This window comes from Vibrio sp. KUL78 (genome assembly GCF_059725505.1).
On sequence record NZ_AP045838.1, the window covers coordinates 1885713 to 1908783 of the forward strand.

A 23071-nucleotide genomic window follows, 5' to 3' on the forward strand; every position below is an offset into this window, starting at 1 on the left:
GGCGTTTTTCGTAGTGTCTAATTAATGCTTACTTAGTGTAAGACTGAGCGATGTTGTCGATACGCTCGTTAGCACGCTCAGCTTCTTCTTGAGCAGCCATCGCGTTTTTGTTGCTCATTTGTACTTCATTCTTAAGTGCTTGTACGTCTGCACTTAGTTGGCTAACTTGGTTGCTCAGGTCATCCATTTTTGCTGTCGTTGCTTCATCTGGACCAGATGCACAACCTGCTAGTAGTAGAACTGACGATGCTGCAGCTGCAATTAAAACTTTCTTCATTATAAGCTCCTTCAGGATTAGTATTTAAAACAGCCCTGCAACTTAATTGTTAGCAATAAGGCTATTTTTGAGTTTAGTGCCTAATTTTAAGAACGCAAATTATTTAAAAGTCAGAAAAACCAAAAAATTACGCGATTTTGAGGTTAAACTTCCTTTGTCTTAATTATGAGATTAACACTGGCGAGGTTAATGTGATCTAAATCACATTGAGTTCATGTTGCCGTGATAAGTCTCTGTATAGACTGATTTTATTTCATTTTGATGAAAAAACAACCGAATTGTGTTCAGAGTTATCCTACATAGGCGGTATATACGCGAGTTAGATACTATATTTATCGGCTGGTGGCATGAGGAATTATCGGGTATCATGCGCGCTCATTTTTAGCCTGCAACCGTCTGAGGAGAACTTGCATTGCAATTTAAAGAACTTGGCCTAGATAACCGACTATTGAAGAACTTAAGTCACTATGACTTTAAAAAAGCGACCGATATCCAGAAGCAGGCTATTCCAGTAGCCATCGCTGGTAAGGACTTGCTGGCGTCTTCAAAAACGGGTTCGGGCAAGACTTTGGCATTTGTATTGCCGATGCTGCATAAATCTCTTAAGAACAAAGCATTCTCTGCAAAAGATCCACGTGGTGTGATTTTGGCGCCAACACGTGAATTGGCAAAGCAGGTATATGGTGAACTGAAATCTATGTTGGGTGGCTTGTCTTACGAGGCAACACTTATCTTAGGTGGTGAGAACTTCAACGACCAAGTAAAAGCACTGCGCCGCTTTCCAAAGTTCATTGTTGCGACGCCAGGACGCCTAGCTGACCACTTAGAGCACCGTTCACTGTTTTTAGACGGCCTAGAAACCTTGGTTCTTGATGAAGCCGACCGTATGTTGGATCTAGGTTTTGCTCCAGAGCTTCGTCGTATCCACAACGCAGCGAAACACCGCCGCCGTCAAACATTGATGTTTTCTGCGACGCTTGATCACGCCGAAGTGAACGACATCGCAGCAGAGATGCTGGATGCGCCAAAGCGTATCTCGATTGGTGTCTCAAACGAAGAACACAAAGACATTACTCAGAAGTTTTACCTATGTGATCATCTAGATCATAAAGAAGCTTTGCTAGAGCGCATTCTAGAAGAAGCTGAGTACAAACAGGTAATCATCTTTACCGCAACTCGTGTTGATACCGATCGTTTGACTAAATGGCTGAATGAAAAACAGCTTAAGGCTATCGCGCTTAGCGGTAATCTAAACCAAACTCAACGAAACACCATCATGAGTCAGTTCGAGCGTCACGTGTTTAAGATCCTGGTGACTACTGATGTTGCCTCTCGTGGTCTGGACATCGCTACTGTCACTCACGTAATTAACTTTGATATGCCAAAGCATACCGAAGAATACGTTCACCGTGTTGGTCGTACTGGACGTGCTGGCAACAAAGGTGATGCGATTTCATTAGTTGGTCCTAAAGACTGGGATAGCTTTAAACGCGTTGAGGCGTTCCTTCAACAAGATATTCGCTTCTCTGAACTAGAAGGGCTTAAAGGCAAGTTCAAAGGATTCCGTCCTAAGAAGCCGGCTTTCAAGAAGAAAGCACAAGCAGCTAAAGGCAAAGCTCAGCAGAAGAAAGCGACCCCTAAGAAGCCAGCCAAGCGCGACAAAACGTTTTTCAACAATGTTGCTGTGGGGGATTCGGTATTCATTCCGAAGAAAAAACCTAAGCCAACAGACAGTGAATAAGTAAAAAGGGCCTCATCGAGGCCCTTTTTGCATCTTTAAAGAGGCGAAAAACTCATCAAACGAGTTCGATTATGACAGTCATAATCGTACGATTTTTCGCTGTCATATTTGAGTTTAGGCTCAAATAAGCCTGGTAAACCTCTGAATTATAGTGATCTTCTCCCATTACCCCTCATTTTTAAAATTCTCATTTGTCATAGACCTTTCAAGGAACTGAAACACAACTGTCATATTTCCCCACTAATCTTGTCAGCGTTCAAACGAAACAAGGCAATCAAGCCATTAAAGGAAATTGTGATGAAAAAGACAGTTATCGGTGCAATCGCTCTACTAGGCGCACTAACAGTGACATCAGCTTCAGCAAAAGAAACTATCTCTGTAGTAGGTTCTAATAGTGCTTCTCCACTGGTTGAGGTTTTTGCAGAAACTTACATGAACAAAGGCGAACCAGTGTTTATCGAAATCCAAGCACCAGGTTCTTCAGCAGGTATTCGTGCAGCGAAGGATGGCAGCGCAGACCTAGGTATCTCTTCTCGTGACCTTAAAGCAGAAGAAAAATCAGCAGACCTTAAAGAGCTAGTTATCGCTCGTGACGGTATCGCAGTTGTAGTTAACCCAAATAACAGCGTTAAAGAGCTAACAACTGAGCAAGTTACTCGTATCTACAAAGGCGAAATCTCAAACTGGAGTGAAGTTGGTGGTGAGAACAAGCCAATCGTAGCTATCACTCGTGACACAGCTTCTGGTACTCGTGGTGCTTTCGAAGACATCATGAGCCTAAAAATGGAAATCAGCGGTAAAAAAGTATCTGCGATTTCTCAACGTGCTCAAGTTGCTAACGGTAACGGTGCACTTAAAGTATCTGTAGCGAACAACCCATACGCTATCGGCTACATCTCTCTTGGTACAGTTGACGAAACTGTTCAGCCTCTAGCTATCGATGGCGCTGCTGCAACTGTAGACAACGTTAAGAACGGTTCTTACAAAGTAGCTCGTCCATTCCTTGTTCTTTACAAAGATGGCGCACCTTCAACTGAAACTCAACAGTTCCTAGATTGGATGGTTGGCGACGAAGCTCAAGCACTATCAGCTGACAAAGGTTACATCACTGTAAACTAAGTCACCCAGTAAATTATTTAAGTTGCTCGGCCCACCTTTTCGGGCTGAGCCTTTTGCGCGTCTATCGAAGTATTTAAAAATAGAAGCAGTATTATGACCATCGCAACAAATAGTGAGAAGCTTATGAACAACGAAGCGACTCAGTCCGAACCTCGCAGCCTTAAGGCACAAAAGCGAGTGGATTGGAGAGAAAGAATTTTCCACGGACTTTTCCTAACCAGTGCAATTATCGGTATCGTTTCTCTTGCCGTTATTGCTTACTTCATCGTTAAAGAAAGTATCCCAGCATTCCAAGAAGTGGGTGTTAGTGGCATCGTACTAGGTCAGCACTGGCTACCGCCGGCACTTTACGGTGTTGCAACCATGATTGTGGCGTCGATTGTCTCTACGCTTGGTGCTGTCGTCGTTGGTGTTCCAATTGGTGTTCTAACGGCTATCTTTATCGCTGAAATTGCACCAAAGCGTCTAGCGGACATTATCCGTCCTGCGGTTGAACTACTTGCGGGTATCCCTTCGGTGGTTTACGGCTTCTTTGGTCTGATTATCATCGTACCGCTTATCCAGCAGGTGTTTAATGTACCAGCGGGTAACACAATTCTTGCGGGTATCATCGTACTTGGCATCATGATTCTACCAACGGTAATTACCGTGTCAGAGACGTCGATTCGCGCAGTACCACGCACCTACAAAGAGGGCTCGTTGGCTCTTGGTGCATCAAAGATTTACACCATTTTTAAACTTCTCGTTCCTGCGGCTCGTTCAGGCATCATGACTGGCGTGATTCTGGGTATCGGTCGTGCTCTAGGTGAAACCATGGCAATTATCATGGTAATGGGTAACGCACCAGCGATGCCTGGCAGCATTTTAGAGTCTGCTCGTACACTGACTGCAAACATCGCAATCGAAATGTCTTACGCAAGTGGCGTGCATGCAAACGCACTTTACGCGACAGGTGTTGTGCTTCTGGTGTTTATCATGATGCTCAACTCGATTCTTCTGTACTTGAACCGTGAGAAAGCGAAGTAATTATTATGGATACAGTAAAACTAAAGAAAGCGCGTGTTCAAAAAGACGCGATTCTCAATGCCTTCGTATGGGCAGCAGCGGCAATGACCGTTGGCTTCTTGTTCTGGATTATTTGGTACATCCTATCCAATGGTCTCCAGCACGTAGATTGGAACTTTATTACTGACAACTACACAGCAACGGGTAAAGAGAAGGGCATCTTCCCGATGATCGTTTCGACCATTTACATGGTTATCGCATCGATTGCTGTTGCAGCGCCTTTGGGCATCATGACGGCTATCTACCTAACCGAATACGCGAAGGTAGGCAGTAAGCTGGTTAAGGTTATCCGTTTCTGTACTGAATCGTTAGCGGGTATTCCGTCAATCATCTTCGGTCTGTTTGGTATGACGTTCTTTGTCGTCATCATGGGCTTTGGCTTCTCGATTCTATCGGGTGCACTTACGCTAAGTATTCTGATTCTACCGGTTATTATCCGTACGACAGAAGAAGCGCTAATGGCGGTACCACAAACTTACCGTGAAGGTTCTTACGGTTTGGGTGCGTCGAAAATCTACACCATTTGGCGTCTTATTCTGCCAAGTGCAACCCCAGGTATTCTTACTTCGGTCATTCTAAGTATTGGTCGTGTTATCGGTGAATCTGCACCGGTATTCTTGACAGCAGGTATGGTGGCACGTGTGCCAGATTCACTGCTAGATTCGGGTCGTACCCTAACGGTTCACCTGTACAAACTCACAACGGAACTGTTTACCATGGATGAGTGGAACCAAGCATACGGTACAGCGACTGTACTGATTGTGGTTGTCCTACTTATCAATATGCTAACGAAGTTTATCGCTAGCCGCTTTAATACAGCAACGTACTAATTGAGAACAATTCGACTGATGGTGAGGCCAGACCATAAAGAGCCAAGCCATCAAATTAAACACGAATTAACACGACAAAGAATTTAGAGAATAAAGACATGAACAAGTTTAACATTGAAAATCTAGACCTTTTCTACGGCGAAAACCAAGCACTTAAAGCGATCAACCTACCGATCCCTACTCGCCAAGTAACAGCGCTAATTGGCCCTTCAGGCTGTGGTAAGTCAACACTGCTTCGCTGTTTGAACCGCATGAACGACCTTATCGAAGGCGTTAAAATTACCGGTTTGCTAGAAATGGATGGTACGGATATCTACGGCAACATCGACGTTGCAGACCTACGTATCAAAGTAGGTATGGTATTCCAGAAGCCAAACCCATTCCCAATGAGCATCTACGAGAACGTTGCTTACGGTCTTCGTGCACAAGGCATTAAAGACAAGAAGCACATTGATGAAGTGGTAGAGAGCTCGCTTCGCGGCGCAGCGCTTTGGGACGAAGTTAAAGATCGTTTGAAGTCACACGCATTTGGTTTGTCTGGTGGTCAGCAGCAGCGTCTGTGTATCGCTCGTACGATTGCAATGCAGCCTGACGTTATCCTAATGGATGAACCAACGTCTGCACTTGACCCAATTGCGACACACAAAATCGAAGAGTTGATGGAAGAGCTTAAGAAAGACTACACCATCGTTATCGTAACGCACTCAATGCAGCAAGCTCGTCGTATTTCAGACCGCACTGCATTCTTCCTAATGGGAGAGCTAGTAGAGCATAACGACACTCAGGTTATCTTCTCAAATCCAAGCGATGACCGTACCCAAGGTTATGTAAACGGTGACTTCGGTTAATGTCGGTTTTGCCAGCAAGCGTTTGAACACAATTTCCAATTATCGCACGATTCATTTTGAATCAGAGAGTTAGCGAGTGACAGAATTTACTGGCATATCACTATAATTATAAGCGATGGTACTATTGCCCCTCCTAGTGAGGGGCTTTTTTTATCTGTGGGATCGGAAACTATTGGCAGGGCTAACCAGTGGTTAGGCTAGTTCTGAAATAGAAAAACGCAGCTCACCAAGTACTCCAGCATGTCTTGTCGAGATAGTGACTGGTCGGCCTTGTAGCCGGTAATTAAGCCATAAACGATGGAATAGTTTTTCTCATTGTGAGCAATGTTTTCTTGCGAGAAGTAGTCCGAGATTAGAGAGCTAAGCTGAAAAACATCGCTACGACTCAACGTATCGGCGTCTTCGCTTTGCGTGAGTTCTTCCTCAGAAAGGTGACTGAGTTTAGTTGTTAGCCATTTGACAAGTTGCGAGTCTTCTACGGTACTCTGATATTCAATTTCCACAGCGTTAATCCGAAAATGAGTGAATGCTCTAATGCTAGGAAACTTTTGTCATACTTGCTATAGGAGAAAAGTCGCATCTATTGAACTTAGCGATTGAAGTCACATTGATGTAACGACAAAAACAAAAAAAGCCAACGAACTCGTTGGCCTTTTGGAAAGAAGGAGTGGTGTTAAGAAGCTGTCGCGACTCGAAGCGGTTTGTCATTAATAGGTAAGTGAATCAAGGCTGCTATAAATGCGAGTACCACCGTTGACCACCAAATAGGTTCATAAGAGCCGTAGTAATCATAAATACGACCGCCAGCCCAAGCGCCCAAGAAACTGCCGACCTGATGCGTAAAGAAGACCAAGCCATACAGAGTCGATAGATAGCGCGCACCGAAGATCTGGCGAACAAGGCCAGAAGTTAATGGCACTGTGCCCAACCAGCAAAAGCCAATGGCTCCACCAAAAAGAGCGGCGGTATGCTCGGTAACTGGCATGGTCACAAATGCGGCGATCACTACCGTTCTAAATAGATACAACATCGACATTACATGGCGTTTGCTGAACTTGTCACCCATCAAACCCCAGAAATAAGAGCCAAAGATATTAAAGATACCCACATAAGCCAGTGCCAGTGCGGCGCTGCTCGATGGAAGGTTCTTATCCGCTAGATAACTCGGTAAGTGCGTAGCGATAAACATGACATGGAAACCACACACGAAAAAGCCGGCATGGATAAGCCAGTAGCCTTTGTGATTAAACGCTTCTTTTAATGCTTCTTTCAGCGTTAACTCGTTTGCTTCGACTTGAGCAGAGGCTGCTTTTCCTTGGCGTGACGACTTCATGAATAGCGAAAAGGCGATCATCAAGGTACAAAGCACAGCGAAGCCCTGTAGGGCACCCTGCCAGCCCATATCTTCTAGCATTAGCTGCGCACCAGGAATCATCGCGAACATACCAAAAGACCCAGCTGCAGTTGTTAAGCCGAATGCTTTCGCTGCGTGCTCTGCTGGTACTACTTTGGCGACGGCGCCAAGCACAATAACGTAGCTAGTTGCACTGAGACCTAAGCCGACTAATGCGCCTAGTGAGAAGTACAGAACTGAGGCTTCTGTTGTAATAGACGTCAGATAGAGACCGACTGCATAGGCAATAGCGCCGAGCAGAATAATACGTTTTGAGCCCCATTTGTCTGCAGCCATACCCACGAACGGCTGGAAGAGACCGAACAGTAAGTTTTGCAGCGCAATCGCAAAACTGAAGAACTCACGTCCCGTTTGAAAGTGATCAGAGATTGGCATCATGAAAATACCAAAAGACTGACGAATACCCAGACTAACGATCAGGATACCAATGCCCAGCCAGACAAGGGCTGGAAAGCGGAAAATACTCATTGTAATGACGCTCTAATGATGGTGGTGTTGATGATGAGAATGATCCATGGGATCAGATGGGTTCTGTTGGTGACACCCACTGTTAATCGCTTGCTGTGCCAGCAAGTCTAATAACTTTGGTGAGTGATGTACCGCCAACAGAGTCACTGCCAGTAGAAGCGACATCCTCATTAGCTGAGCAAAAATGGATTGTGAAAACATAACGCCCAAAAGTGAAATAAAAAGAGCGCGCAGTGTAATGATCAACAGTGTATGACTCAAATGACATTTTGTGAATCCATCTATGCATTTTATGCATGTTTTGGATAGCACCAAATTATGTGGGTACAGTTTGTTTTTTAGAGCGTATATAATCGCCCCGATAGTTAATAAAGGTATAACAATAATGAAGTATGACTGGATCTTATTTGATGCCGACGAGACGTTATTCCACTTCGATTCATTTGGTGGAATGAGACTGATGTTCGAGCGTTTTGGCGTTGATTTTTCACGTGAAGACTACGACGCCTATCAGTTGGTCAACAAGCCACTTTGGGTCGATTACCAAGACGGCAAAATTACTGCAGATCAACTAAAACAGATTCGTTTTGAAGGGTGGGCAGCTAAGCTCGGTATCACCCCTTTAGAGATGAACTCTGCGTTTTTGGAAGCCATGGCGGATATTTGTACTTTGCTGCCGGGTGCCAAAGAGCTGCTTGATGCCATCTCAGGTCGAGCCAAACTTGGTATTATCACCAATGGTTTCACCGAGCTACAGGCTATTCGTCTTGAGCGTACTGGCTTAACAAATTATTTTGAGCATGTGGTTATCTCAGAGCAGGTCGGCATAGCAAAGCCAGACTTGGGGATCTTCGATCACGCGCACCAACTTATGGGGTTGCCTTGTAAGTCGAAAGTGCTGATGGTGGGGGACAACCCGCATTCAGATGTATTGGGTGGGATTAACTTTGGTGTTGAAACTTGTTGGCTTAACACACAAGGTGCTGCAGCCCCTGAGGGAATTACGCCTAATTATGAAGTTAACTCTCTGACACAGTTGAAAAATGTATTGATCGCTTAAAGTCGAAATGCTCTTATGTTAGTAACGGTTTGTTTGATTTTGTAAACTCTGATGTGCACTTTCCCCCATATTAGGTACTTATAAATTGCAGATTCAAACAGTTGTTCTGTATAAATTTGTACTTTCATTTAGTACGATATACTGAAACTTCGGCCTGGCCGAGTAGTAACCGACAGTCCCGAGTTTCAGTACCATGTCCAGCAAGAACCTCCCTACCTTACAGCAATTTATCGATGCACTTGATGACCATATCTGGGTCAAGGATGCAAACGGTGAATATATTGCGGTCAATGAAGCCAGTGAAATCGCTTGGCAGCGCCATCGAAACGATATCTACGGCAAAACCGATGACGATCTGTTTGATGCTGAGAGGGCAAGGCACTTCAAACAAGTTGATGATCAAATCATTTCTCATGGTTCTCAGCATACCGTTGAGGAGTGTGCCGCGCTTGATAAGCGCGGAAATGAAGTTTGGCTAGAAACGGTTAAATCGCCTATTCATAATGAGAGTGGGGATTTCGTGGGCATTATAGGCATGACCCGAAATGCGACTCGTCGTAAGCAGGTAGAAGCCAGACTATCGATCACCAGCGAGATCTTTAATAACTTCCAAGAAGGCATGATGATCACAGATCACAATGCCAGAATCATGGACGTGAATCGCGCTTTTACGGTATTGACTGGGTATCAAGAATCGGAAGTTATTGGTGAGAACCCACGTTTCTTGCAGTCAGGTCACCATAGTCGGACATTCTATACCAGTATGTGGGATCAACTTAAAGAACAAGGACAATGGAAAGGGGAGTTCATTAACCGCAAGAAGGATGGGACAGTGTATCCTCAAATGGCGACGATAAGCGCTATTACAGGTGATCACGGAGATCTACTTCATTATATTTGCGTATTTGAAGATATCTCTCTACGTAAAACCAATGAAGAAAAGTTGCGCCGCATGGCTTTTTTCGACCCACTGACCAATCTCCCGAATCGAGCTCACCTAACCCGACTATTGGAGCAGCACATCGAGGTGGGTAAACAAGAGCGTCAACCCTTCGCGACCCTGTTTCTCGACCTCGATCATTTCAAGCACATCAATGATAGCAAAGGGCACCATTATGGCGATAGGCTGCTGGCCAGTGTCGCGAAGCGCCTCTCTTCGCACCAAAAGGGTAACGGAGCTGTGGGTCGAATTGGTGGTGATGAGTTTGTGATGATTTTGACGGGGTACCGCTCTGAGGCGGAGCTTCTCGATATTGTCGATCAGACCTTAAGTGTTTTTAATGCGCCATTTGAAATAGAGCAAGACGACCACATTTGTGTGTCTGGAAGCATTGGTATTGCGCTATATCCTGATGACGGAAGTGACAGCGAAACCTTACTGAAAAACGCCGACACGGCAATGTATCTTGCCAAGAAGAATGGACGCAATGGCTATGCATTCTATTCCCCGGATCTGACGGATAGGTCGGTACAACATGTGCGTATTCAGTCCGCTTTACACGAAGCGGTAGACCGCCAACAGTTATCCCTAGCGTATCAACCTCAGTACCGTTTTTCAGACCGTTCTCTAATTGGGGTTGAGGCATTACTGCGTTGGGAGCATCCCGATCTCGGCTGTATACCGCCAAGTGTGTTTATCCCTATCGCTGAGAAAACGGGTCTGATTCAAAATATCGGTGCTTGGGTGCTCCGTGCGGCTTGTGAGCAAGGCAAGCGATGGCTGGATTCTGGCGTGAATTTTGGAAAAATCGCCGTTAATGCTTCGGCATTACAGTTGCAGCGCTCCGACTTCGTGAGTCAACTGGTGGAGATTACACAGCAAACGGGCTTTCCGACATCGCAACTAGAAATAGAAATTACCGAAAGCTTCTTACTTAGAAACCAGCAACACGCATTCGCAACCCTAGGTCAATTGCGGGAACTGGGGATAGATATCTCGCTCGATGATTTTGGGACCGGGTATTCATCACTCTCTTACTTGAAAGGACTACCGATCAACAAACTCAAAATTGATCGCTCTTTCATCAATGACGTTCCTGTTCAGGCTGACAGCAATGCGATAGTTCAAGCAATTATTGCGATGGCGAAAGCGTTAGATCTAGTTGTGGTTGCGGAAGGGGTTGAAGATCACCAGCAGGTCGAATTTTTGACGGAACATGGCTGTCAGTTTGGACAAGGATATGTGTTTTCGAAGCCACTCGATCCGATAGAGTTTGTAAGGCTCATTTCCAATTAGAAATAGTTCTTATTTCTTCTCTTTTCTCAAGTAAATAGCTCAATATTTGCACTGTTTGACGTGCAGGCGCGTAAGCAACTTGTGCGCCTCTTGAAGTATTGAACACAGAGCTAACAAGCTATCAAGTGTTAAATCAATGAACGCGCACGCTTTGACTGATCGGGTCTCCACTACCTATGCTTTGACAACTATGCAGTCATAATCCTGACCAAACAAGGACGCGTATTATGATCAAACCCGTCACACTCCTATCTCTTCAACTAGCGTTGGGTTCGCTAGTGTTATCACCATTGGTCGCTGCAGATGAGCGATTTAAGATTGGTGAACAAAAATCCAAAACCTGCATGACCTGCCATGGTGACAATGGAATCTCTAGCATAGAGTCTTACCCGAATCTTCGTGGGCAAAAGATGGCTTACCTCATTACATCGTTAAAGGCTTACCAAACTAGAGAGCGAAGCGGAGGCTTGGCGGTATTAATGCAGCAACAAGCTGACGCGCTCAGTGATCAAGACATAAGCGATATTGCTTATTACTACTCAAAACTTGGCACAGAAGCCGATAAGCAGTGAAGGAGTCACTATGGACATCACGGCGACTCAATACGACACGAAAGTAGTTCGTTATTTCATTCTAGCCTCGTTCATCTGGGCTATTGCCGGCATGGTTATAGGCGTCATTCTAGCGGCGCAGTTGTATTGGCCAGTCTTAAACTTCGACTCTCAGTATTTTCAGTTTGGGCGTCTTAGACCTCTGCACACTTCTGGTGTTATATACGGCTTTGTCGTTAATATACTAATGGGGACATCCCTCTACATCGTTCAGCGAACCTGTCAGTGCGTCCTGTTTAACAAAAGCTTATCTTGGATGGTGTTTTGGGGTTGGCAACTCGTTCTGCTTCTTGCATTGATATCCTTGCCTCTCGGCTATACCACGTCTAAAGAGTATGCCGAACTAGAATGGCCGATTGATGTTTTGATCGTGTTGGTTTGGGTGCTGTACGGTGTTTTGTTTTTCGGTACGATCGCCAAACGTAAAGTCCAGCACATCTTCGTTGCCAACTGGTTCTTTGCCGCTTTCATAATCGTCATCGCGATGATCTTTATCGTGAACAACCTTGCGATGCCAGCGTCATTGATGAAGTCCTATTCTGTGTTTGCGGGGGCGCAAGATGCCATTGTTCAATGGTGGTGGGGTCACAATGCAGTAGGCTTTCTCCTTACCGCAGGTGTCATTGGGATGAATTACTACTTCATTCCTAAGGTCGCAGACAGACCCATCTACTCATATAGACTGTCCATCATTCACTTCTGGGGTTTGGTCGGCTTCTACACTTGGGCGGGCACGCATCATCTAATCTATTCTTCGGTACCGGTCTGGGTACAAAATATAGGTATCGTGATGTCGCTGATCCTATGGCTTCCCTCATGGGCAGGGGCGTTCAACAGTGCGATGACCTTGCTACAAAATAAGCAGAAGCTCAAAACAGATTACATCATGCTGTTTTTCTTCTCTGCGATTCTCTATTACTGCTTAGCGACCTTTGAAGGGCCACTTCTCGCCATACGTTGGTTCAATATGATTGCTCACAACAGTGAATGGGTGATTGGGCATGTTCATTCCGGCGCCTTAGGTTGGGTGGGCATGTCGGGGATAGCGGTTTTTTACTACTTCATACCACGTTTGTGGGGCAAGACAGAGCTATGGTCACCACGACTCATTAAGTGGCATTTTTGGTTAGCGCATGCTGGCGTTGCCTTGTACGCCATCGCGCTTTGGGTTGCAGGTATCGGTGAAGGCGTTATGTGGCTTGCGCAAGGTGAGAATGGTGAATTGCAATATAGTTTCGTTGAAGCAATGAACTTTAAAGCGCCTTGGCTATTCCTGCGCTTCTTTGGCGGGGCGTTATTCGTGCTTGGCTTGTTCTTGATGGCGCTAAATCTTTACAAAACAGTGCGAGCACCTGCTGCTCTCGTAACCAAGGAGGCGTGATATGAATGCGGATTTTACTAAATCACTCGTCATATTGATTGTATCGACAGCGGTCGTTGCCTCTTTCTCTATTTTGGTTTGGGTGTTACCTAACTTGCTAAGAACGCCTGAGTTAGTCGCTGAGAGCCAAGCTAAACCACTGACCGCAATCGAAGTGGCAGGGCGAGATATTTACATCAGTGAAGGGTGCCATGTGTGCCACACTCAGATGGTGCGCCCTTTGGAGCCGGAGACCAAGCGCAACGGCAGAGCAAACCAGGAGTCTGACGACATTTATGAATTTCCAAACCTGTGGGGCTCAAAACGAACTGGTCCTGATCTCACGAACTTAGGTCGCAAATATTCCGACCAATGGCACGAAATTCACCTTATCGACCCACGTAGAGTTATCCCAACCTCGATAATGCCAGCGTACCCGTGGCTGTTTCAGCAAGTGCTTTCAGGCGATGACATTACTGGCAAAATGGAAACGCTGCGTGCACTAGGTGTGCCTTACACCGAAGATGAAATCGCGAATGCCCGACTGCAAGTAAGAGGCAAGACCAAAGGCGAGGCATTGATCCGTTATCTTCAAAGTCTTGGTGTTGATACCGCAGAGGAGGGACTGTAATGAGTAGCTTCTGGAGCTGGTGGGCAGCTATCTGCACCATTATTTTCTTTATTCTGATGGTCGGCGTCATTGTTAAGTATTGGCGCAGCAATCATTTGGCAGACAAAGATAAGGTGTTAGATACCTTTGATGGTATCGATGAGAACGACGCTCCGCCACCTAAGATTTTGTTTGTCTCTTATTTTGCTGCGTTTGCGATATCGTTTGGTTATCTCATTCTCTACCCAGGAATTGGCAGTTGGTCTGGTCTAATGAATTATGATCAGTCCGAAGATAAACTCAGTCGTCCATCGACTTCGCTTGATGAGCAATTTGAAAGTGTACAAGACACCTCGTTAGTATCGCTCGCCAACAACACCGAGATTGTGTCGTCTGGACGTATGTTGTTTCAAACTCACTGTGCCGCTTGCCATAGAGACAATGCTCAGGGTGCTAAGCATTTCCCTAACCTTATTGATAATGAATGGATGTACGGTGGATCAGATGAGGCGATTATTCACTCCATTGAGTTAGGCCGAAACGGTGCGATGCCCGGTTGGATAGATGTACTTCGACCTGATGAAATATCAAAGATCTCTTATTACTTAGCATCTTTGAACCAACGCCATACTGATGTCCCTGAGGTGAAAGTCGAGTTGGGTAAAGAGCTGTTCATAAAAACCTGCTCATCTTGTCACGGTGACGGAAGACTGGTAAACACCGAAACAGGAGTACCTGACCTCTCTGACAACATCTGGCTGCACGGGGGCAGTATTGAGGAGATCCAACATACGATCAGAGCAGGACTCAATAACGTGATGCCAGCCTTTGGTGGGCAGCTTTCACAAAACGAAATTTTAGCGCTCGGCGCTTACATCACCTACGCACGGCTTCAAAGTGACCAACGACTTGCCTCTCTAGATGCAGAAGCGGTTACGAGAGGGGAGTATCTCGCCCACGCCGGTGACTGCGTAGCCTGTCACAGCGCAGAGGGAGGAGAGCCATTCGCTGGAGGCCTACCTTTTGTCACGCCATTTGGCACCATCTACTCGACCAACATTACCCCGCATGTGACTGAAGGGATAGGCAGTTACGATTATGAGGATTTTCGCGCAGCGTTGGTTGATGGGAAGGGCAAACATGGATACCTATATCCAGCAATGCCGTTTACCTCATATCAATACGTAACGGAACAAGATATGAGGGATATGTGGGAGTACATGCAATCTATCGCAGCAGTTGCTCGCCGTAACGATGCCAATGAAATGATGTTCCCAGCCAACATACGTCTGGGCTTGCTCGCTTGGGATATTGTGTTTGCTGATAGAACGCCAATGAACTACGACCTGCCGACAGAACTTCAAGGCAAGGTGGAGGATGTTGATAAGTGGCAAAGGGGCAAATATTGGGTCGCAGGGCTTGGGCATTGTTCAGAATGTCACACGCCGCGCAACATTGCGCAAGCGCTAGATAATGATCGCATCTTTCAGGGTAATCTCATCGACGGATGGAATGCGCCCGACATTACGGCAGAGGAACTCTATGTTGATGGCTGGGATCTCAAGTCATTAACTGACTTCCTGCATACCGGACATTCAGATAAAGGAACGGCCTTTGCGGGCATGGCGGATGTCATTAAAAATAGCCTGAGTTTGATGACCCGGGAAGACATTGAGTCTATGTCGTATTATTTGCTGGCTGGCGATACCAACAACATGATTAGCGACACGGCTGTTGTCTTGCAGCCAAAAAGGGTTTGATGACGCCGCGTATGCAGAGGAAATATACGCTACGTACAACCAAACCTGTGGTGCTTGCCACGGTGCGGATGGCAAAGGGCGAGACACGATTGCTCCGACATTGCTAAACAACGGGATAATCATGCACAGTGATCCGTTCAATACAATAGCGGTGACAATTCGAGGGCTTCAGCCAACCTATCTCGATAAGGATCGTAACTTCATGCCAATGGCGAGCTTCGAAGATGTGCTCTCAGATAAAAAGTTGGCAGATCTCATTACCTTCGTGCGACTGCACTTAGGGGCAAGAGAAGAGCCGGTCACTGAAAGCGATGTAAGAGAGGTTCGAGAAATGCTAGAAAAAGCGGGTTATTCGGGAGGCTTGCACGTCACACCTGAGATGTATGACCAGAGAGATACACGCATCAATGTGAATTGATAGTGACTGCTTGTTCAAATCAAAAAGGCTCGCTGACTCATGTGTAGCGAGCCTTTTTGTTATCTAGCTTTCTGCTTCTGTAAGCTCCACTTCCGGCTGATGCTTGTCTGCGGCGGCGAGCATCTTACGAATAGCAATGGAAGAGACCAAGGCTACCAGAACCATCACAACAGCGAGCATTGTGAGCATTCCGAAATAGTCACCATAGACGGTTTGTACAAACTCCTGGGTGATCTCTTGTCCTTTCTCTGCCGCGATCGATGTCGAGAACACGGCGCCAACAATACCTGATAGTGCAATCGCCACCGAGAACAGACTAACAGAGAAGTTCTCAATATGCTTAGGCGCAACAGACAGGATAAAGGCAACGACTAGAGAGCCCACAATCACTTCAGCAAATGCTTGGAAGAAGTGGATTACTAGGAAGATTTCTGGACGAATAATTACGTCTTCACCGACGTTTTTAACTGCAAACGCAAGGATACCAAACGCAATTGCCGTCAGAATGAATGAGAAGCCGATCTTGGTCGCGGTGGTAAAGTGAATATTACGCTTTTCAAGACCTGAAAAAGTCGCTGCGATCACTGGACCAGCGACAATACACCATAGTGGGTTCATCGACATCGAGGCTTCTGGTGCAATAGGGATAATACCGAATAGATCACCGCGCATTGTGTTGATGGTGACCATGGTCATAGAGGTCATCATCTGACCGTAGTAGACAAAGAAGGCTGTGGTTAGCACGGTCACGATGATAATGGTGCCCATGCGCAAAGCGTCTGCTCTCTCAGCTTTGAACATCAATGAAATAAAGTAACCGATAGCGGCCAAGCCGATGGCGTAAACGATGTTCTTACCAATATCCATGTTTGAGAACATGAAAAACACCATGCCAATCATTGCCACGGAAGTAATACCAAATTTGATCCAGTTAGCGGTCGAGACAGGCGCTTTATCGATGTCGGCCCCTACGCCTTGCAGCTGCTTCCTAAAGGTAAATAGCATAAATAGAGCGGCAAAGGCTAAAATGCCCGACAGTGCAAAGCTTCCATAGAATCCGATCACAAGCACAAACATAGGGAACAGATATTGACCCAGCAGTGCGCCGACATTGTTCACGGAGTAGTTTACTGGATAGCCATTCTCAAAGTCTTCTTGGCTTTTAAACGTGCGCTTGTAAAGGCTTGGGTAAGAAGGAGACATCAAGCCACGTCCATAACTGGCTAATGCGATACCGGCAAGACTCAATGGAATGTTCACAGTCGAAGCACCGAGTACCAGCAGTACATAGCCGCATGTAAAGCCCAAATAAGCGATAGTGAGAGAGCGGTAAGCGCCTAAGAATTTATCCGCAATAAAGCCGCCAGCAATAGCAAACAGTGGCCCGATTGAGGAGAAGGCACCGACAACCATCATTGTATCGGCTTCGCTGTAATCTAGATTTTCTAGGAAGAAGCGAGTAAGAATGACCATAACGCCATAGAACGACAGACCAAACATCATCTGACAGAACATCATGGATTTGTTGAGTTTATTCCACATGATTTTATCCTTAATAATTTCTATTAAGTGGTTTATACATCCATTATTATTTTACCAGACAAGATTTGTTACATGTTTTCTCGTTATATGAGAATGTGGGCTACGAGCACGAGATTTTCTAATCGGAAAGGTGAGCAGAACTAATAATGAAGAAATACTGGGCGGTATGTTTTGTTTATGTTGGAAGAACTCGTGCTATGTGAATAATTCTTCTCTTTTTTTGTTTGCTTATCTGACGTGCCCTCAGGTTGATATATGATTCCGGAGTATAAAAAACGCCTCGAATGAGGCGTTTTTCTATGAAGCAATTGCCTATTGCTGGCTTTAGGTGCTAGCGACGATTTGAGGCTTGCGCTTGTTTACCATCAATCGATACATGACGGGTACAAAGTAGAACGACAGTAAGGTGGTTAACACCGTACCACCTGCGATCGCCACTGCAAATGGAGGCCAGAAACCACCGCCTGCAATGATTAATGGCATAAATCCGCCCACGGTCGTAATGGTTGTTGAGGTAATGTGTCTAGTGCAAGACATGACCGCATCGACCGATGCATCAATATCACCCTCGGACGCGTCTTTATCTAATCTTAGCTCTGCCAATATGACGATCGCGGCATTGATCGCTAGACCCATGATACCGAGCATGGCAATAATGACGGTGAAGCCAAATGGATAGCCAAACAGCCAAACAGAGAGCAGACCTAAACCGCCCGCTAAACCGGCAACCATAAAGATGATCGAGCTTAGCCTGAATGAGTTAAACGACATCACAACCACTAAGATCATCAAGACCACGACCACTGAGATGTTTGAGATCAGTAAGGCGACGGAGCGATCACGCTCTGCGGACTCACCACCAAAATCGATGCGATAGCCAGCGGGTAGGTCATAAGACTCGAGTCGACTCTGAAACTCATTAAGTACAGTTTGTGGAAGCACACCTGCCTGAATATAACCTTCAATTGTATTAACGCGTTCGCCATTTCGTCTCGTGATAGCGCCACGGCTGGTGGTTAACTCAAGGTCAGCGAGCGTCGACACACTGACGCCGGTCGTGTATACCTCTGAAGAGATAGGTAAACGCAGATTACCAAGGTGAGAGAGATTTTCACGCTCTTCATTTGCGACTCGTACCCTGATTGGAATCGACTCAGAGCCCTCAGTGACTGAGCCCGTTTCTCTGCCCACAAGAGTGGCTTGTAGCATGTTGGCGAATTGATTAAGCGAAATACCATTGAGTTTGGCGGTATCCTCGTCAACTTTTAGCCAAACCTTAGGTGTTCCAGGCTGCAGTGTTTCCCTTGTGTGAGTGACATGAGGAGTATTAGCGAGTATGAGGCGAACATCTTCACCAATGGATTTAAGTACATCCAGGTTTTCGCCATACACACGCAGCTCAATAGGTGCTCTAAACGGAGGTCCTTGCTCTAGCTTACGAACCAGAATTTGTGCCGCAGGCAACTCTCTATTGAGTCTTGTCTGCAGCTCAGGAATCAGTTCATTGGCGAGTTGGAAGTTATCCATTTTTACCATCGCCTGCGAGAAGTAGGGCGCGTTGTTTTGCGTTGCTTGCAGGTTATAGTAGAAGGATGGAAAGTTAGCGCCTACCAACCAATCGACACGTTCAACGCCATTATAAGAACGGATAACGGCATCAACCTCCTCGGTTATGGCCTGCGTGGCATACAAACTTGCTTGAGGTGGCAAATACACCTGAACTTCAAACATGTCTCTATCCGATGGCGGGAAGAACTGTTCGGTAAGTTGAGATATGCTCCAATAGCCTGTAATAGGAACCGTTAACACTAATAGCAATGATATCGCAGGGTGCTTAATCGCCAGTCGAACGGACTCGCTAAACCACTTAGTCATAGCCGGTATACGCAATCCAGTGTTATACCAATGGTCACCGGATGCATGACTAGGTAATAACAGTGTCGCAAATCCCGCTATTACCGTGTGAGATAAAATATAGGAACCCACGAGTGAGAATGACACCGTAATCGCAATGGCACCAACAAACTCACCTGTCGCGCCGGGCATCAGGAAGATTGGTGCAAAGGCGAGAATGGTGGTGAGTGTTGAGCCTAACAGCGGAACCCATAAATGCGAGATAGCATTCATTGTCGCCTCTAGCCTCGCCTGTCCCTTGAGTCGATAGCTTTGGATGGTATCGACCATAACCACTGCATTGTCGACCATAATACCCAACGCAACGATCAAGCCTGTCACTGACATCTGATTGATTGGGATCGCGGTCATTTTCATCAATGACAGCGTAAGCATACAGGTGAGGGGGAGAGCGATGGCGACAAGTATTGCGGCTCGAACACCAAGAGTGATAAAGAGCACGATGAGGATCAGCGTAAAGCCGATAAGCAGGCTTTCACCCAAGTCGACGAGGCGAGTCGTGGTGTAGCCTTGCTGGTCAAATAAGATGGTGACGTTTACGTTGCTTGGTAGGTCTCGTTCAAAACTCTCAATGGTGGCTTTAGCACGAGCTGTCCATTGATCAACTCGAAGTGTTGGCTCCATTCTCGCAGCAACGATCACACCAGGCTCACCATCGATAATGGCAACTTCACTTTCTGGTGTTTTCTGGCTTCGAGTGACCGTTGCAATGTCCTCAACTCGAATGATATGACCGTTTTTAGCGACAACCAATGGCACCTGCTTGATACGCTCTATAGAGTCAAGTTCAGACTCTATCTCTAGTCCAAATCGAGAAAAGTGACTGACGAGCTGTCCCGCGGAGTTTTTCGCATCTGCGCCACTTAAGCTATCACCTATTTGGATACTTGAAGATCCAAATGCAGCGGTGTCTGCGGTCCTTAAGTTAACCTGAATCTCTTCTTCAGGCATCGCGTACTCATCAACGAACTCCGTTCCTGAGAGGGTTCGAAGTCTCTTAGCCAACTCTTTGGTGTAGCGCCCCAAAGTTAAAACATCGACGTCACCTGGGCCTGCCCACGTTAATGCAGTGATAACGGTGAAGGCATAGGTGTGGTCACTATCAAGATCGGGAGGGGCCGTTCCTGAAGGCAGGAAAGGTTCGACATCCGAGAGCTTGTCTCTGGCCTTTGACCACACAGGCTCTGGCTCTGTGATTTCATCCTTGAGCTCGATGGTGACAATAGAGACACCAGGTCTGGAGGTAGAGGTGAGCAGTTTAACTTCGCTCAGTTCACGTAGCTTGTTCTCAACGACTTCAGTAACGAGTGTTTCTACTCGCTCTGCACTGGCGCCGGGAAAGCTGGTGGTGACATTGGCAAATCGGTTACTGATGATGGGGTCTTCGGCACGCGGCAAAGAGGAGAAAGCCGCAAAGCCACTCACAATGAGCAGTGCAGTGATGAGAATCAGAAGCCGAGTATTCGTTATGGCGTGAATAACCTTCATTGTGACAGTTTACTCCGCTACCTTAACTGGCTGACCGGGTACGACCCGGTGCAGACCGCTTGCAATGATCGCTTCTCCATCTGCGACAGCGCCTGAAATAAAGGCCTGCTCGCTGTTAGCGTAAAGTACGTTGACGGTCCTGCGTTCTACCTGACTATTTTCACCGACCACATAGACGTTCCAGACTCCGCGTAATCCGTCAATGAGCGCCGTCAATGGCACCCAATAGCCGTGGTCTTGAATAGTCTCATCAAATGCTAGGTAAGCAAGCTGACCTTCAAGTACGTCAGCCCCTTCAGGTAACTGATAACGAAGCCCTACACTTCTTGACTGGGTATCGACCCTTGCTCCGGGATTCAGAAGTTCTACGTCATATTCTTGAGTATCTACACGAATAGTGGGAGAGGAGAGGTCAGAGACTCGTGATAACTGAGCGGCTGGGATCCCTATGAAAGCTTCCTTGCCTTCCGTGGCCAATAACACCAATGTTGGTGTTCCAACATTGACCACATCGCCAAGAGAGACATGACGCTGAGCGATCGTACCGTTATAAGGTGCGAGGATAGTTGATTTTTCGATTCTGAGCTTCGTCGCGCTGATGGCGGCTTTTAATCGAACTAGGTTGGCTTGCAATACGCCTTTTTCACTGGTCAATGCATCGATTTCAGCATCCGCGCTGAAGCCTTTCGTTTTTAGAGATTGCTGCCGTTTCAGGTTAGCATTGACTAGATTGAGCTGCGCTCGTACCTCTTTATCTTGTGCATTAAGCTGCCCAAGCTCGGTATGTAAAAGGTCGGTATTAAGTTGGATCAGTGGTGTATCTTTGGTGACAGTGTCACCGACATCAACTTGGATCGTCTCAACTTTTCCTGCAAGCTCAAAGCCTAAATTTGCTTGCTGACCAGCTCTAACCGTACCTGCATATTCTCGTCTTACTTGGTAAGAAGGGCTAAGAGCAACATTTGTTGTTGAAACGGTTAAAGCTTCAACTTCGGCGACGCTTGATTCTTCTTCAGTACCACAACCTGCTAATAGGGTTATGGTACTCAAAATTGATGCTTTTATTAATAAACTTTGAGAGCGCATCATTATTATCCTATACAACCAACTGCAATTTATAGGGTAATCAATCTAAAACGACACTGTCTAGCTCGGTCATGTTAATGAAAGGTTATTCATCGATTTGATGGTCGGGGTGTGAAGTTGATCGTGAAATGAGGGTCGCAAACAACAGATAGTAACGCCTGTTTTTTCAGTTAGCGTATGACTGACGGTACCTAAAGAACGATTATTTGCTTGTTATCGTGTTGTGTTGCTTGCTGTTTTCAAAAACTCCAGAGATCGATGAGGTAAACCAGTTCATCATTTCGCTGTTGGCATGACGAGTATGGAAATAGGCGTTCGCTGGATATTGAGCTTCTGGTACATCCATATCGGGTCTCAGCATGATGAGATCTGGAAAGTCCTGGATTGGGAAACAGTTGGTAATACCCATGAACATATCTGAGTGGCGAAGTACGTCTATTAACACTACCGGGAACTCAGAGGCAAAACCCACCTCTAGCTCGAAGCCAAGTCTGTTAAATACCTCAACAGTCGGACTGTTGAGTTTACTGTAATCACTAACCAGCGAACGTGCCAAAGGGTACTTCACCAAGTTTTCAGGAATTATAGCTTGCCCCACTATTGGGTGGTCTCTTCTAACCATGATGCTTGCTTCAAGCATTGAAAGCTCGACTTCAGTTAAAAAAGGAGGGTTATCGATAATGGGTGCATTGATACCGATGAGAACCTTACCTTTCTCAATGTCATCCATCGTATGCTCATTCCACGAGATAATGTGAACCTTAAGCTTGGGGGCATGGATTTTGAAATAGCGATATATCTCGCCTGACACCGAGAATACAAACTGAGGCGACAGCGCAATAGTAATCTCACCATCTAACTCTTCAGGCTTAAATTCACTACTTGCGTTAATAATGCTTTCGATTTGATGAAGTAGGGGCAAGAGCTCTTGGCAAAGTGTCTCTGCAAATGGGGTAGGGGCCAAACCTGTTTTGACTTTAACAAACAGTTTGTCATCAAAGCTGTGTCGCAGCTTTTGTAGTGATTGGCTCACGGCAGGTTGCGAAACAAATAAGCGCTCTGCTGCTTTACGCATGTTGCGTTCTTCGAATAGCACCTTAAATACTCGTAATAAGTTTAAATCAAGGTTGGTGAATCGATTCTTTGCCAAGGTACTAACTCTCATAACTGCTTCTCCAGTAATGCTAGCATGCCGAGTGGAGTGAATGTCAAAGAGCCAACAAG

18 protein-coding genes and 1 pseudogene are annotated in these 23071 nt (G+C 46.0%); 11 read left to right on the top strand and 8 right to left on the bottom strand.

What is annotated here, in order from left to right; genetic code table 11:
- Window positions 1–28: 28 nt before the first annotated feature.
- Complete coding sequence (locus AC6I8Y_RS24805) at window positions 29–277, bottom strand: Lpp/OprI family alanine-zipper lipoprotein (protein ID WP_394150154.1); 249 nt, start codon at window positions 275–277, stop codon at window positions 29–31.
- Between the two features lie 412 nt (window positions 278–689).
- Here AC6I8Y_RS24805 and AC6I8Y_RS24810 point away from each other — a divergent pair, with 412 nt between their 5' ends.
- The 5 genes from AC6I8Y_RS24810 to pstB all read left to right on the top strand — a co-directional run bounded on the left by AC6I8Y_RS24810 (window position 690) and on the right by pstB (window position 5880).
- Window positions 690–2018, top strand: a complete 1329-nt coding sequence (locus AC6I8Y_RS24810; protein WP_498022148.1) for a DEAD/DEAH box helicase — start codon at window positions 690–692, stop codon at window positions 2016–2018.
- A gap of 297 nt (window positions 2019–2315) precedes the next feature.
- Window positions 2316–3137 carry a phosphate ABC transporter substrate-binding protein gene (locus AC6I8Y_RS24815; RefSeq protein ID WP_394150156.1) on the top strand — a complete coding sequence of 274 codons (822 nt, stop codon included), beginning with the start codon at window positions 2316–2318 and terminating at the stop codon, window positions 3135–3137.
- Window positions 3138–3230: 93 nt separating this feature from the next.
- Window positions 3231–4163, top strand: coding sequence for a phosphate ABC transporter permease subunit PstC (pstC, locus tag AC6I8Y_RS24820; RefSeq protein ID WP_042470876.1), 933 nt, complete (start codon window positions 3231–3233; stop codon window positions 4161–4163).
- Window positions 4164–4168: 5 nt separating this feature from the next.
- Window positions 4169–5032, top strand: a complete 864-nt coding sequence (gene pstA, locus AC6I8Y_RS24825) for a phosphate ABC transporter permease PstA (protein ID WP_042470879.1) — start codon at window positions 4169–4171, stop codon at window positions 5030–5032.
- Between the two features lie 98 nt (window positions 5033–5130).
- Complete coding sequence (gene pstB, locus AC6I8Y_RS24830) at window positions 5131–5880, top strand: phosphate ABC transporter ATP-binding protein PstB (protein WP_128649019.1); 750 nt, start codon at window positions 5131–5133, stop codon at window positions 5878–5880.
- A 197-nt stretch (window positions 5881–6077) separates the two neighbouring features.
- Here the strand turns inward: pstB and AC6I8Y_RS24835 are convergent, their stop codons facing one another.
- The 3 genes from AC6I8Y_RS24835 to AC6I8Y_RS24845 all read right to left on the bottom strand — a co-directional run bounded on the left by AC6I8Y_RS24835 (window position 6078) and on the right by AC6I8Y_RS24845 (window position 7963).
- A complete protein-coding gene (locus AC6I8Y_RS24835) occupies window positions 6078–6383 on the bottom strand; it encodes a hypothetical protein (protein WP_394150158.1) in 306 nt (101 codons plus the stop codon).
- A 170-nt stretch (window positions 6384–6553) separates the two neighbouring features.
- On the bottom strand, window positions 6554–7762 hold the full coding sequence (locus AC6I8Y_RS24840) for an MFS transporter (RefSeq protein WP_394150160.1): 1209 nt from the start codon (window positions 7760–7762) through the stop codon (window positions 6554–6556).
- A 12-nt stretch (window positions 7763–7774) separates the two neighbouring features.
- Entirely contained in the window at window positions 7775–7963 is a 189-nt protein-coding gene (locus AC6I8Y_RS24845) for a hypothetical protein (protein ID WP_128649017.1), read from the bottom strand.
- A gap of 184 nt (window positions 7964–8147) precedes the next feature.
- Here AC6I8Y_RS24845 and yjjG point away from each other — a divergent pair, with 184 nt between their 5' ends.
- From yjjG to AC6I8Y_RS24875, 6 genes and pseudogenes are all read left to right on the top strand, one after another.
- Window positions 8148–8822: a pyrimidine 5'-nucleotidase gene (gene yjjG, locus AC6I8Y_RS24850; protein WP_394150161.1), complete on the top strand. Its 675-nt coding sequence runs from the start codon at window positions 8148–8150 to the stop codon at window positions 8820–8822.
- Between the two features lie 193 nt (window positions 8823–9015).
- A complete protein-coding gene (locus tag AC6I8Y_RS24855; protein WP_394150162.1) occupies window positions 9016–11058 on the top strand; it encodes a putative bifunctional diguanylate cyclase/phosphodiesterase in 2043 nt (680 codons plus the stop codon).
- Window positions 11059–11285: 227 nt separating this feature from the next.
- Window positions 11286–11630: a c-type cytochrome gene (locus tag AC6I8Y_RS24860; RefSeq protein WP_234497238.1), complete on the top strand. Its 345-nt coding sequence runs from the start codon at window positions 11286–11288 to the stop codon at window positions 11628–11630.
- 10 nt (window positions 11631–11640) lie between these two features.
- A complete protein-coding gene (gene ccoN, locus AC6I8Y_RS24865; protein ID WP_498022151.1) occupies window positions 11641–13050 on the top strand; it encodes a cytochrome-c oxidase, cbb3-type subunit I in 1410 nt (469 codons plus the stop codon).
- Between the two features lies 1 nt (window position 13051).
- On the top strand, window positions 13052–13660 hold the full coding sequence (locus tag AC6I8Y_RS24870; protein ID WP_042470888.1) for a cbb3-type cytochrome c oxidase subunit II: 609 nt from the start codon (window positions 13052–13054) through the stop codon (window positions 13658–13660).
- Window positions 13660–15817, top strand: a pseudogene (locus AC6I8Y_RS24875) (c-type cytochrome). The gene AC6I8Y_RS24870 and the pseudogene AC6I8Y_RS24875 overlap by 1 nt, the downstream one beginning before the upstream one ends.
- 63 nt (window positions 15818–15880) lie before the next feature.
- Here AC6I8Y_RS24875 and AC6I8Y_RS24880 read toward each other — a convergent pair.
- The 4 genes from AC6I8Y_RS24880 to AC6I8Y_RS24895 all read right to left on the bottom strand — a co-directional run bounded on the left by AC6I8Y_RS24880 (window position 15881) and on the right by AC6I8Y_RS24895 (window position 23012).
- The gene (locus tag AC6I8Y_RS24880) at window positions 15881–17359 is read right to left on the bottom strand and encodes a peptide MFS transporter (RefSeq protein WP_394150166.1); all 1479 of its coding nucleotides are present in this window, start codon (window positions 17357–17359) and stop codon (window positions 15881–15883) included.
- Window positions 17360–17683: 324 nt separating this feature from the next.
- Entirely contained in the window at window positions 17684–20761 is a 3078-nt protein-coding gene (locus AC6I8Y_RS24885) for an efflux RND transporter permease subunit (RefSeq protein WP_498022153.1), read from the bottom strand.
- 9 nt (window positions 20762–20770) lie between these two features.
- Window positions 20771–21847 carry an efflux RND transporter periplasmic adaptor subunit gene (locus AC6I8Y_RS24890; protein WP_498023116.1) on the bottom strand — a complete coding sequence of 359 codons (1077 nt, stop codon included), beginning with the start codon at window positions 21845–21847 and terminating at the stop codon, window positions 20771–20773.
- A gap of 202 nt (window positions 21848–22049) precedes the next feature.
- Entirely contained in the window at window positions 22050–23012 is a 963-nt protein-coding gene (locus tag AC6I8Y_RS24895; protein WP_394150169.1) for a LysR family transcriptional regulator, read from the bottom strand.
- Window positions 23013–23071 lie beyond the last annotated feature (59 nt).